The sequence below is a fragment of the Mesorhizobium sp. M2A.F.Ca.ET.067.02.1.1 genome (assembly GCF_004023285.1).
Classification (GTDB): domain Bacteria; phylum Pseudomonadota; class Alphaproteobacteria; order Rhizobiales; family Rhizobiaceae; genus Mesorhizobium.
The window spans coordinates 1-11,423 of record NZ_RZSB01000111.1 but is presented as its reverse complement, the minus strand read 5'-3'; the positions used below and the strand labels follow the sequence as shown (position 1 = coordinate 11,423).

13 protein-coding genes and 1 tRNA gene are annotated in these 11,423 nt (G+C 61.8%); 8 read left to right on the top strand and 6 right to left on the bottom strand.

The features are described 5' to 3' along the window. The coding region (locus EOA28_RS11330; protein WP_148670685.1) for a LacI family DNA-binding transcriptional regulator at nt 1–778 on the bottom strand (778 nt) is incomplete at its 3' end. Between the two features lie 240 nt (nt 779–1,018). On the opposite strand from EOA28_RS11330, the gene EOA28_RS11325 reads away from it, so the two are divergent. The 4 genes from EOA28_RS11325 (at nt 1,019) to EOA28_RS11310 (ending at nt 3,352) form a co-directional block, all read left to right on the top strand. Next, nucleotides 1,019–2,173 (top strand): dihydrodipicolinate synthase family protein, encoded by a 1,155-nt coding sequence (locus EOA28_RS11325; RefSeq protein ID WP_128314895.1) that lies wholly within the window; start codon nt 1,019–1,021, stop codon nt 2,171–2,173. 92 nt (nt 2,174–2,265) lie between these two features. Continuing rightward, a complete protein-coding gene (locus tag EOA28_RS11320) occupies nt 2,266–2,808 on the top strand; it encodes an SDR family NAD(P)-dependent oxidoreductase (RefSeq protein ID WP_189342014.1) in 543 nt (180 codons plus the stop codon). Next, a complete protein-coding gene (locus EOA28_RS38785; protein WP_245463366.1) occupies nt 2,805–3,029 on the top strand; it encodes an SDR family oxidoreductase in 225 nt (74 codons plus the stop codon). The genes EOA28_RS11320 and EOA28_RS38785 overlap by 4 nt, the downstream gene beginning before the upstream one ends. 29 nt (nt 3,030–3,058) lie before the next feature. Continuing rightward, nucleotides 3,059–3,352 (top strand): DUF1330 domain-containing protein, encoded by a 294-nt coding sequence (locus EOA28_RS11310; RefSeq protein ID WP_126081454.1) that lies wholly within the window; start codon nt 3,059–3,061, stop codon nt 3,350–3,352. Nucleotides 3,353–3,454: 102 nt separating this feature from the next. Here EOA28_RS11310 and EOA28_RS11305 read toward each other — a convergent pair whose 3' ends face one another. Then, complete coding sequence (locus EOA28_RS11305) at nt 3,455–4,096, bottom strand: outer membrane protein (protein ID WP_189342012.1); 642 nt, start codon at nt 4,094–4,096, stop codon at nt 3,455–3,457. Nucleotides 4,097–5,544: 1,448 nt separating this feature from the next. Between EOA28_RS11305 and EOA28_RS11300 the strand changes: the two genes are divergently transcribed. Then, nucleotides 5,545–5,721 (top strand): Flp family type IVb pilin, encoded by a 177-nt coding sequence (locus EOA28_RS11300; RefSeq protein WP_127249803.1) that lies wholly within the window; start codon nt 5,545–5,547, stop codon nt 5,719–5,721. A gap of 14 nt (nt 5,722–5,735) precedes the next feature. On the opposite strand, the gene EOA28_RS11295 is transcribed toward EOA28_RS11300, so the two are convergent. From EOA28_RS11295 to EOA28_RS11285, 3 genes are all read right to left on the bottom strand, one after another. Beyond that, a complete protein-coding gene (locus EOA28_RS11295; protein ID WP_127249802.1) occupies nt 5,736–6,017 on the bottom strand; it encodes a hypothetical protein in 282 nt (93 codons plus the stop codon). Between the two features lie 365 nt (nt 6,018–6,382). Next, nucleotides 6,383–6,457: transfer RNA gene (locus EOA28_RS11290), tRNA-Val, on the bottom strand. Between the two features lie 126 nt (nt 6,458–6,583). After that, a complete protein-coding gene (locus EOA28_RS11285) occupies nt 6,584–6,946 on the bottom strand; it encodes a response regulator (RefSeq protein ID WP_006199474.1) in 363 nt (120 codons plus the stop codon). Between the two features lie 213 nt (nt 6,947–7,159). Here EOA28_RS11285 and EOA28_RS11280 point away from each other — a divergent pair, with 213 nt between their 5' ends. Together EOA28_RS11280 and hisN are read left to right on the top strand one after the other, a co-directional pair. Further along, the gene (locus EOA28_RS11280) at nt 7,160–8,053 is read left to right on the top strand and encodes an N-formylglutamate amidohydrolase (RefSeq protein WP_189342011.1); all 894 of its coding nucleotides are present in this window, start codon (nt 7,160–7,162) and stop codon (nt 8,051–8,053) included. A gap of 349 nt (nt 8,054–8,402) precedes the next feature. Continuing rightward, nucleotides 8,403–9,176: a histidinol-phosphatase gene (gene hisN, locus EOA28_RS11275; protein WP_126081456.1), complete on the top strand. Its 774-nt coding sequence runs from the start codon at nt 8,403–8,405 to the stop codon at nt 9,174–9,176. A gap of 10 nt (nt 9,177–9,186) precedes the next feature. On the opposite strand, the gene EOA28_RS11270 is transcribed toward hisN, so the two are convergent. Further along, nucleotides 9,187–10,143 carry an alpha/beta hydrolase gene (locus tag EOA28_RS11270; protein ID WP_127249801.1) on the bottom strand — a complete coding sequence of 319 codons (957 nt, stop codon included), beginning with the start codon at nt 10,141–10,143 and terminating at the stop codon, nt 9,187–9,189. 519 nt (nt 10,144–10,662) lie between these two features. Here EOA28_RS11270 and EOA28_RS11265 point away from each other — a divergent pair. Further along, nucleotides 10,663–11,130 (top strand): Hsp20 family protein, encoded by a 468-nt coding sequence (locus EOA28_RS11265; RefSeq protein ID WP_042639398.1) that lies wholly within the window; start codon nt 10,663–10,665, stop codon nt 11,128–11,130. Nucleotides 11,131–11,423 lie beyond the last annotated feature (293 nt).

Here is an 11,423-nt window from a genome sequence, read left to right as displayed (position 1 = left end):
GCATGACGCCGAAGGCAACCGCGTCGTTGAAGCAAAGGGCCGCCGTCGGCGGTTCAGGCATTGCCAGCGCCGTCTCCAGGCAGGCCATGCCGCCTTTGCGGCTGGTCTCGCCCTCGACGATCGTTCGGTCGGCAACAGGGATGGCGAACGCCTCGCAGGCTTCGAGGAAACCGCCCAGACGCTCCTGATAGACGACGAGGTCGGACGAGCCGCCGAAGAAAGCGAGGCGACGATGGCCCTTGCGGATCAGGTGCTCGGTGGCAAGGCAGGCGCCGCGACGATTGTCGGGCGCGATCGCCGGTATGCGGCTCTCTGGCAGCCTGCGCATGGCGAAAACCACGGGCACGCCCGCCGCTTCGATGCGCCGGAAAGCGCCAGACGTGGTGCCGCGCGCCGGCGAGACGATCAGGCCGGCGACGCCCTGCTCCATCATCGATTTCAGCACCTCTTCCTGGCGCACCGGGTTCTCCGCCGTGTTGGCGATGAAGGGCACGACGCCGGCCGCCTGGAAGACGCGCTCCATGCCGACCGCAAGCTCCGCGAAGAAGGGGTTGGTGAGGTCGTTGATCACCATGCCGATGACGTTGGAATGGGCCTTGCGCAGATTGGCGGCGCCGCGGTTGTAGACATAGCCGACATCCTCGATCGCCTTGCGCACTTTGACCGCGGTTTCAGGCCGGATCAGCCCGCTGCCCTGCAGCACGAGCGACACCGTCGATTTGGACACGCCGGCCTCGCGGGCAATGTCCAGGATCGTCGCCTTGGCCCGGCTGGCCATCCTCGTTCCGTCCTCCACGGCTTTGAGCGAATTTTATTGGAACGTTCTAATCACCGTTACAAATCAGAGTCAATCGTGATTCCCGCGAGATTTGAAAAATTGATCGATGTGGCTCAGAACTCCCGTCAATGCAAGCATTTCTCCACGGCAGGACTATGCTCTGCCGGCTCGAATCCCAAGAATAAAGCTTCTTGATTTATTGGAACGTTCCATTTATAGGAGCCGCAACGGGAGAGTTCCATGGACATCATCTTGCCTGCGGCAAACGGCGACCAGATCGGCTACCGGCTCGTCGGCAAGCCGGTCGAGCCGAGCAAGAACGCGCATTTTTCGCGCATCGCCTATGCCGCCGCCCATGTCGTCGCCGACCCCATCGCCATGACCAATCCGTGGTCGCGGCCAGCGGTCGACTGGGACAAGACCATGGCGTTCCGTCATCATCTGTGGCGGCTCGGCTTCCGCATCGCCGAGGCCATGGACACCTCTCAGCGCGGCATGGGTTTCGATTGGGCGAGCGCCAAGGAGTTGATCCGCGGCTCGGTCGCCGAGGCCAGAACAGTGCCGGGCGCCGACCTTGCTTCAGGGGCGGGGACCGATCACCTGGCGCCGGCGGCGGTCAAAACGCTCGACGACGTCATCGGCGCCTATGAGGAGCAGTTCGGCTTCATCGAAGGCGAGGGCGGCAAGGCGATCATGATGGCGAGCCGCGCGCTGGCGGCGGTGGCAAAAGGGCCGGACGATTATACCCGGGTCTACGACCGCATCCTGTCGCAGGCCTCCGGCAAGGTCATCCTGCACTGGCTCGGCGACATGTTCGATCCGGCGCTCAGGGGCTATTGGGGCAGCAGCGATTTCGACGCGGCACTGGATACGGTCGTCGCCATCATCGAGCGGCATGCAGACAAGGTCGAGGGCATCAAGATATCGCTGCTCGATGCCGAGAAGGAAGTGCAGTTGCGCGACCGGCTGCCCGAGGGTGTCGTGATGTTCACCGGCGACGACTTCAACTATCCGGAGCTGATCGCCGGCGACGGCAGGCGGCATTCGCACGCGCTGCTCGGCATCTTCGACGCCATCGCGCCCGTGGCCAATGCCGCGCTGGCGAAGCTGGCTGAAGGCGACAAGGCCGGCTATGACGCGCTGATGGCGCCGACCGTGCCGCTGTCGCGAAAAATCTTCGAAGCGCCGACCGAATACTACAAGGCCGGCATCGTCTTCATGGCTTGGCTGAACGGGCATCAGGACCATTTCACCATGATCGGCGGCATGCAGTCGGCGCGCGGCATATGCCACTATGCGGACGTGTTCCGCCTAGCCGACCAGGCCGGCCTGCTGGCCGATCCCGATCTTGCCTCCGCGAGGATGAAGAGCCTGCTGGCGACGGCCGGCATCTGAACCGATCGCCCCGCGGCGATTTGCGTTCCGCCGGCAAACCTGTATTCGCTTGCCAAAATCGCGTTGCACCAAGGCGGACTACGGGTGAGCAGATGGAAGTTCCCGGCTTGAGGGGGCGGGTGGCGGTCATTACCGCGGCCGGCCAGAACATCGGCAAGGCCGTCGCCCTGGCGTTCGCTCGAGCGGGGGCGCACATCGTGATTACCGGCGGCAGCGATCTGGCCAAGATCGAGGCCGTGGCGGATGAGGCGCGATCCTTAGGCGTCGAGGCGGTGGCCTCCGTCTGCGACGGCACCGACGAGACTGCCATGAACGCCTTGATCGAATGGGCGGTCGCGGAACTCGGCGGCGTCGACATCGCGGTATCCTGCGTCGGGATAAGACCGCATCAGCAGATCGCGGAGATCACCCTTCAGGACTGGCAGAAGGTGATGAACACCAATCTCGGATCGGCTTTCATCCTGACCCAGGCGGTGCTTCCGCACATGCGCAGGAGGAAGTATGGCCGCCTGCTTTACATGGCGGGCACGGACGCCCTTTTCCCGCTGGCAAACAGGGCGCATGTGGTCGCCGCGAAGCACGGCTGCACGGCCTGGCGAAGGCCGTGGCGCTGGAATGTGGGCCGGACGGGGTGACCGCCAACAGCATCGCGCCTGGATGGCTGGACACCGACCGAAACGCGGCGTGGTATCCCGATCTTGAGAAGACCTACGAGCATGTGAGAGCCACGGTGCCGCTCAGGACGTTGGGGACCGCCGAGGACGTCGCCAATGCCTGCCTCTATCTCGCATCGGACATGGGCAAGTTCGTCACCGGACATTTGTTGCACGTCAACGGCGGCGAGTTCATGGTGTAGGACCGCAATCGGCAAGGGGGCGCGTCGGCGTGAAGGGATACTGGCTCATCGTCGGAACCGAGATTTCGGACCAGGAAGCGCAGGCCGAATATGCCCGGCTCTGGAAGCCGATCGGCGAAAAATACCAGGCACGCACCAACACGACAAAGCAGCCGCCGCTGCTCGTCGAGGCGCGTGACGCCAAGCGCATGGTGCTTGTGGAATTTCCGTCGCTGGACATTGCCAAGGCCTGCTACGCCGACCCGGCCTATGAGGAAGCCATGCGCTTCGCGCTGAAGGCGTCGAATCGTACGCTGGTGATGTTCGAAGGGGATCTGGGGTAGAAAAGCGGATAGACCGACGGGCTGCTCAGGCGAGAGAATTTTTCCCACTGAGGCAAAAAAGCCATGCCGACCGATGGGCGGCCCGCAACGATTCACGTGACGTCAAAAGCGGTAGTTCAGGCTCAGCGAAACCGTATGGGTGCTGGGCTTGACGAATGTTGGGCCAACCAACACGCTGTCTTCTTCGAAATTATGATCCGAGAAATGCGCGTAGGCGTAATCAAGGCCGACAACCCATTTGTCATTGAGCGCGTAGTCTGCGCCAACACCGATCGTCCAGCCGGTATAAGTCCGGTCGAACTTGGTATCTCCAAAACCGAGAACGCTATATCCGGTTTCGTGCAGGTGCAGGAAGGCCACGCCGCCCTTAACATAGGGCATGAAATTGCCCATCGCGTATCCGGCCTTGGCGACGATATCGCCCTGCCAATCGGCAGCGGTCTCGAATGTTTCACTGTCAATCGTCGGCACGGTCTTCTTGTTGAACACGGCAACCAGACGGGCCTCCGCTCCAACAACGAAATTGTTGTCGAACTGGTACTGGTAGCCTACTTGGCCGCCAATCGATGCCGATGTGCTGTCGCCATCATATCCGCTGGGATCGTCATTGGGAATCCTCACATCACCCTTGAGAAAATTGACCCCGGCCACTGCGCCAATATACGCGCCTGTCCAATTGTAGGACGAGGGCTCGACTGACAATGCGTCGGCGGCAAAGGCTGACGAACAAAACCCAACAAGCATTGCCGATGTGAGTAGAGCCGTCCTCATAACCCGCCTATCGCTCCGGTCCGCCATTGCATCCATGGGTTGATAGCACGGGTTTCAGGGGTGCGCTGTAACACAGCGGCAACAGTGGCGCTGGTGGATGCGTCCCGAGAGATTGCTTCCGACACCGTGAGCGTCGGACGCAACGAAAAACGGGGTTCCTGTGCCAGAAAGTGGCGGAGACGGCTAAGTTATTGAAAGGATGGTGGGCGTGACAAGGATTGAACTTGTGACCGCGGCTATGTCAATGGAGTGCGTTCTCGGATTTCATTGCAGAATCTGCCGCAAAAGAACGTGAACCGAGCAAAAACATTCGAACATATCTGTGCCGCGACACGGTGGTGGCAAACTCCTAGCGCAATTCGAGGGGAAATAGCCTGAGTCAATCAAGCGCAACCTTCTTACGCGAAGCACGTTAGAACCCGGCTGATCGTCGGGGAGAGCGCGCAATGCACAGAATCGGTAACCGCGGCAATGGTTTTGAGGCATTTATGGTCTTCATGATCGGCCTCGCCGTGATAGGCGCTAGCATATCGACCTACTTCACCGGCCTCTAACAAGGCTCGCCAGACCGGTGGACTTCAGAAAACTGACATGCCCGGTCTGCCAAGGGCGGCGGGAGGGTGTTTGCATGCAGCCGGTGGAAGACGACGGGCGGAACCTGCTGCCCGGCCGGCACTCACCAGCAAGGTTGCCCGGGGCGCACAGTTAGGTGCACCCCTTGCGAGGGAACCGGCATCAGAAGATCGGTGCTGGAAGATTAGCCGCTGGCGCCACGGAACAGAATGCCGATTTCGGCTTCGGCCAGTGTGATCTGATAGCGCTGTTTGGATCTGTTCGAGTAGATGTCGTCAGCAACAATCGAGACAGTCACATCGCCGTTGTCGCTAATCTACACATCGTCGAGCCGCAGCGGCGCCGAGTATATGCATTTCGCTGATCCTTGCCTTCGCGCGGGCTGAGTAGATAGCCGCATTTACGACATCCTCTGCTGTTGCAGGATACCGGGTGCAAGACGGATGCCACCACTTCGGTCCCAAAATGGAGCAAGGCAACAGCCCGCAGACTGCAGAAACTCCAGCCTACTCCCATCTTCCTCCTTATGGATATATGCCATGCAGTTCAGCACGGCCGTATATCTTCGTTAGCCGGTGAGTTGTTTTGAGTCCGAGCCCTCACTGGTCAGGCCCGGTGTGATTGCTGGCCTACCCCGTCAGCCTGCCGGGCCGCTCCCGGCCTCCGTCGCCGACTGCGGATGTACCAGCGGCGACGGAGCTGGCCCTTGGGCACTAGGGGAAACTGGCACTCATTAAGCTGGCGCCTCGGCCAGTTTCTCGATGGATAAAAATTTGGGGCGTCCGTTCACCCTATCTAAATTAGATAGCCCTCATATGTGCGTGATCGGAAGTCAGGGCTTATGAAAGATGCAACGGGTAGCGAGTTTTCTACGTGACGATTCCGGAGCGACGGCCATCGAGTATGGTTTGATTGCAGCGCTTATCGCCTTGGGAATCATGGTTGGGGCAACCTCACTGGGCGGCGCGCTAAATGCCCAGTTTGTGTCGATTGCCACGACGCTTAACGGCGCCGGCTCACCGTGAGGGTGCCCTAGGCTTTACGGACAGGGCGTCCAGCCATTCCGGTGTTCCAGTATCACGGCGTGGTTCGTGAACTGCAGGTTCCGATCGTCTCGGCCGGCGGCGCGGCACTCGTGGCAGTAGATGATTTTCAGCAGATCCCAGTGCAGACAGGGCTGGTCCGGGCCGAACCGCCTGGCCAGCGCGGCGACGTCAAGAACCGCGCGGCGCTGGCAGCCGAAGCAGTGGACCGACAAGCCCGTGCAGGCGGCCAGTTTGCCGCCCAGCGTGGCTTCTGAAAACGGATACTCCTTGCCCATGGCGATTTCCAACGAGGTCGCCCCACACGGGTGGCTATCTATCTGGAGAATCGCTCCTTGAGTGCCCTGCTCTAGGAAATTTCTTAGGATCCGTTGGTTAGGGGCCAAGTCGAAGTGATTGAGCCTTAGGCCCAGGTGCCTGCGGTCGCTCAGCCTAATTGAGCGATTGCTAATACCCTTCTAGATTGCGTGAGCGGGAGGAAACGGTTGCCACCTAGCCAACCCGCATGGCCGGTACAGCACATCCCCAAACCCCGGTGCGCACCGCTGTCGTGCCCGGCGGCGCGCTTTTCACACCCGTCGGGAGGTTTCTGTGCCATTCCTGTGCCACACGGCACAAGGGCTTAGCTAAGTTATTGAAAGGATGGTGGGCGTGACAAGGATTGAACTTGTGACCCCTGCAATGTCAATGCAGTGCTCTCCCGCTGAGCTACACGCCCATCCGACGCCGCGCATACACCACTTTTGATCCGGCACGTCAATAGCGGGAATGTGGAAAGACGGCTTCCGTTTGTCGCATCGGCGAAGCGCCTGCCGATGCAGGGCCCGATCCGGGCCGGAGGCGGCTAGGCCGCCTGCAGCATCTTCTCGACCTCGTTGACGAGATCGCGCAGGTGGAATGGCTTGGACAGCACCTTGGCGTCCTTGGGCGCCTTGGAATCGGGATTAAGCGCGACGGCGGCGAAGCCGGTGATGAACATCACCTTGAGGTCGGGGTCGATCTCGGTGGCGCGGCGGGCAAGCTCGATGCCGTCCATCTCCGGCATGACGATGTCGGTCAGGAGCAGCGAGAAGGGCTCTTCGCGCAGCCGCTCATAGGCGCTGGCGCCATTGTCGAAATCGCTTACCTGGTAACCGGCGCGTTCCAGCGCCTTGACGAGGAAGCGGCGCATATCGTCATCGTCTTCCGCCAGCAGAATGCGTGCCATAATGTCCCGTCCGAATCACCCGCCCCAAGCCTGCCGCCGGGCTAGGCCATTAACCATCCTGTATATGAGATGGAGCCGGTAAACATCAAGTGAATGAAGGGCATGCCAGATGCGGTTCGCGGCGCGGTTTTGCCGCCTGAAATGCTGGACATGCCGCGCGCAAGGTGGCAAGTTTTGCGTCATGACGCAGTGCTTCATCCTGGTTCATAAAAATTGAAGACGGCAGCCGAGGATTTTTCGGTCGTTCCACCCTTCGAAATCCGATCGGGCGCCGAGCAGCGCGTCCCTTTTCTGTTCAACTCCCCGCATAGCGGCCGCCACTATCCGGAGCGGTTCCTGGCTATGGCGCGGCTCGACCGCAATGCTATCCGCCGGTCGGAAGACTGCTATGTCGAGGAGCTTTTCGGCGGCGCCGTGCCGCTCGGCGCGCCGTTGCTGGCGGCGAACTTTCCGCGCGCTTATCTCGACGTCAACCGCGAGCCTTGGGAACTCGATCCGCGCATGTTCGCGGAGCCGGTGCCGTCCTTCTGCAATATCCGTTCGGCGCGTGTCGCCGGCGGGCTGGGCACCGTGCCGAAACTGGTCGGCGAGGGGCTCGACATCTATCCCGGCCGGCTGCCTTTGGCCGAGGCCGTCGCGCGCATCGAAACGGTGTACAAGCCTTACCACGAGACGCTGAAGCGGCTTTTGACCAGGACGCATGCCAGGTTCGGCTATGCCGTGCTGATCGACTGTCACTCGATGCCGGCCTCGATCCGCGTCAGCGACAATGGCGTTCGGCCCGACTTCATCATCGGCGACCGGTTCGGCATCTCGGCCTCGCCGGCGCTCACCGAGATGGCGATCAGCCTGCTTGTCGGCATGGGCTACACGGTCGCGCACAACAAGCCCTATGCCGGCGGCTTCATCACCGAGCATTACGGCCGACCGGCGCGGCATCTGCATGCGCTGCAAATCGAGGTCAATCGCGGGCTTTACCTGGACGAGCGGACGTTCCAGAAGTCGGCCGGTTTCGACGCCCTGGCCTGCGACCTGACCCGCTTCTCGGCCGATCTGATGTCGATGCCCGATCATCATTTCGTCGATTTGCCGCTTGCGGCGGAATGACGGTGCGCCCGAGTTCTTAATAAACGCAATTCCGGACGGAAAAACCGCTTCGCGCTTTTCTCGAATTGCTCGAAAAAAAGACCGCATCGTTTTCACGACACGGTCGAAGTCTAGGGAGGAAACGCCCAAGGAGGGCATGGACAGGAAAACCTGTCCGACGACAAAATTATTGTGCGGCGCACAAATGTCAATCGACAGCTGGATTTTTTAATTCAATATGATGTGGAAATTCCGCTTCGGCGGTTCAGTTGTGGCATTAAGGCAACATAAAGCGGGCGCCTGACCGGTATTCAGCGCGCCTGTTCTGCGAGAAAGAGCGGCTGGCAAGAGCCGCGATGGGGAGAGCGACTTGGATATCAGCACCGATTTCATGCGGCGCATAGCGCATGCCGCCGCAGCGGAAACCTTGCCGCGCTTCCGCAGCCAGGGGGTGGTCGCCAACAAGGAGGCGGGAAGCTTCGACCCAGTCACGGAGGCCGATCGCGAAGCCGAGCGCGCGATCCGGGCGCTGATCTCCGCCGAATATCCCGAGCACGGCATTCTCGGCGAAGAACATGGCAGCCAGAACATCACCAGCCGGCATGTCTGGGTGATCGACCCGATCGACGGCACCCGCGCCTTCATTTCCGGCCTTCCGGTCTGGGGAACGCTGGTCGGGTTGACCGCCGACGGCGACGCGGTTGCCGGCATGATGTCGCAGCCCTTCACCGGCGAGCTGTTCTATGCCAACGCCTCCGGCTCGCACTATGAAGGACCGGGCGGCCCGCGCAGGCTCTCGACCCGCAAGACCACCGACCTCGCGCAAGCGACGCTGTTCACGACCACGCCGGCGCTTTTCAAGGGCGAAGCGCGCAAGCGCTACGACCAGTTCGAAACGAAAGTCCAACTCGCCCGCTACGGAACCGACTGCTACGCCTTCGCCATGGTGGCGGCGGGCTGTGTCGACATCGTCGCCGATCCGGGCCTGAAGCCCTACGACATCGTCGCGCTGATCCCGATCATCGAGAAGGCCGGCGGCGTCGTCACCACTTTCGAAGGGGCCCCGGCGGAGAAGGGCGGCGATATATTGGCTGCGGCGACGCCGGAGCTGCACGCCGCGGCAATGGCGGCGCTGCGCGGCTGATCGGGCGCGTTCAGGGAGCGTCGCCGGTGCCTGGAATGAAGGCATCGAAGGCGGCGAGCAACTGCTCGCGGTAGATGTCCCTCTCCTGCAGGATTTCGTGCTCGGCGCCGTCGATCATCAACAGCGAGCCGACGCGCAATTTCCTGGCATAGGCTTCCACGGCCTTGGTCGAGACCACCCGGTCGGCGCCGGCGGCGACGATCAGCATCGGAACCTTGACCCTTGCCATGAAATCCGGATCGCTGACGGCTTCCGCGGCCGCGGCTGCGGCCTTCAGCCAGCGGATGGTCGGGCCGCCGAGCGCGAGCTGCGGCCAGGCCTCGTAGATCCCGACATTGCGGCGGTAGCGCTCGGGATCGGAAGTCACCTTGTTCACCTCGAAAGCCGGCGGCACTTTCGGGCGTGGACCGATCGCCGCGTAGAGCCAGCCGAGGCCAAGCGCGCAGAAGATTGCGCACACGCGCCGCACGGTGGCGATCGAGACCGGCATGTCCGGCACCTCCAGAAAGGGCGCCAGCAGCACCATGCGCCGCACCCGATTGACCATGGACGGCGAGGCAAGCAGCGCAATCACCGCCCCGGTCGAATGGGCGAGGATATAATAGGGGCCGCGGCAGTCGGGCAGCACGATCTCCTCGAAGAATTGCTCGAGGTCGCGCGCATAGTCGCGGAAGCTGCGGACATGGCCACGCTGGCGGTCGCGCAGCAGGCGGCTGGAATCGCCCTGGCCGCGCCAGTCGAAGATCGCGACGCCGAAGCCGCGATCGGCGAGGTCGCGGATGGTCTCAAAATATTTCTCGATGCACTCGTTGCGTCCGGTCAGCAGAACCACCGTGCCCAGCAGCGGCCGAGCGACGGCTGCAAACACGCCGTAGCGGATCTTCTTGCCGTCGGGCGTGGTGAAGAAGCCGCTCGCGGCGTTCCGCGGCGCGGGATTGTCCTCGGTCAGATGGAAAAAATCCGTCATTCGGCAAGTCGCTGGTTGTTCTTTGCCCGAGCGGGCAAGGCGTCGGCATGGTGATAGACGGCCAGGCGGCAAAAGCAAAGGCGCCGCGAGGATTTACGCAACCGCCCTGAAATGGGAAGGCCGGAAGTGCCTGCGGCGCACTTCCGGCCTCTGTCGATCCGGGAGGAAGGGACGTTGCACCCGGTTCGGCCTCGTCGCAGCGCCAGGAAAAGGCGCCGCTTGTCTCTTTGTCTTGACGCAATTCCGGTCGGAAAGCGCCTCGCGCTTCTCTTGGGAATTGCTCCAACTTGACCAAAGCCTAGCGCCGAGCGGCTGAACGGATGCCGAAGCTGCGGTTCATCCGCCGTTCATCAACTTGGCCGCATTGCGGCGCTGAAAAAACCTTGAAATGGCTTTTTGAGCTTCCCAAATAAAGGTTGCGGCCGCCGATTGTCGGGGTCGCTGGCCTATCCGGAACGCCTTTCGAGGGTTTCGCACCGGGTCACACGCAAACCATGTTGCTCAACAGGAGAACACCTCATGCGTCACGTTGATTTTTCCCCGCTTTATCGTTCGACCGTCGGCTTCGACCGGTTGTTCACCATGCTCGACTCGCTCGGCCAGCCCGAGACCGCGCAGACCTATCCGCCCTATAACATCGAGCGCACCGGCGAGAATGCCTATCGCATCTCGATGGCCGTTGCCGGCTTCTCGGAAGACGAAATCTCGATCGAAGCCCACCGCAACGTGCTGACCGTCAAGGGCGAGCGCAAGGAAGAGGGCAATGGCGAGGGTTCCGAGCTGCTCTACCGAGGCATTGCCTCGCGCGCTTTCGAGCGCCGCTTCCAGCTCGCCGACCATGTCGAGGTCGAGGGCGCCACGCTGAAGAACGGCCTGCTCTTCGTCGACCTCAAGCGCAACATTCCCGAGGAGCTGAAGCCGCGCAAGATCGCGATTACCCAGTCCTCGGACAAGGCCAAGCAGATCGAGGCGAAAGCGGCCGCGTAATCCGCGGACTTTTCCCAGACGACGTCTCTATCCCGAGACGAAAGCGGCGCCGCGAGGCGCCGCTTTTTATTGGTGCGCCAGCTACCGGCCTTCCTTTTGAAGCTGCGGCGGAGCGTGAAGGACTCTCCTGGTGGACCAGCCGCGTCGTCGAGCCGAGCGGCGGCTTGGTCATGGCAGGACGCTCAGCCGAGCAACTGGCCGAGGCGGTCGATCTCCTCGGTCGTGGTCGCGAAGCTGGCGACGAAGCGGTAGATCGCTTCATTGTCGCCGAGATGGCCCTCGAATCCTGAAGG

What these genes read in the sequence shown, in the direction of transcription:
- EOA28_RS11300 (WP_127249803.1), top strand. Translation starts at nt 5,545, where the DNA reads ATGCAACGGGTAGCGAGTTTTCTACGTGACGATTCCGGAGCGACGGCC.
- EOA28_RS11325 (WP_128314895.1), top strand. Translation starts at nt 1,019, where the DNA reads ATGGACATCATCTTGCCTGCGGCAAACGGCGACCAGATCGGCTACCGG.
- EOA28_RS11265 (WP_042639398.1), top strand. Translation starts at nt 10,663, where the DNA reads ATGCGTCACGTTGATTTTTCCCCGCTTTATCGTTCGACCGTCGGCTTC.
- EOA28_RS11270 (WP_127249801.1), bottom strand. Translation starts at nt 10,143, where the DNA reads ATGACGGATTTTTTCCATCTGACCGAGGACAATCCCGCGCCGCGGAAC.
- EOA28_RS11305 (WP_189342012.1), bottom strand. Translation starts at nt 4,096, where the DNA reads ATGCTTGTTGGGTTTTGTTCGTCAGCCTTTGCCGCCGACGCATTGTCA.
- EOA28_RS11320 (WP_189342014.1), top strand. Translation starts at nt 2,266, where the DNA reads ATGGAAGTTCCCGGCTTGAGGGGGCGGGTGGCGGTCATTACCGCGGCC.
- EOA28_RS11285 (WP_006199474.1), bottom strand. Translation starts at nt 6,946, where the DNA reads ATGGCACGCATTCTGCTGGCGGAAGACGATGACGATATGCGCCGCTTC.
- EOA28_RS11295 (WP_127249802.1), bottom strand. Translation starts at nt 6,017, where the DNA reads ATGGGCAAGGAGTATCCGTTTTCAGAAGCCACGCTGGGCGGCAAACTG.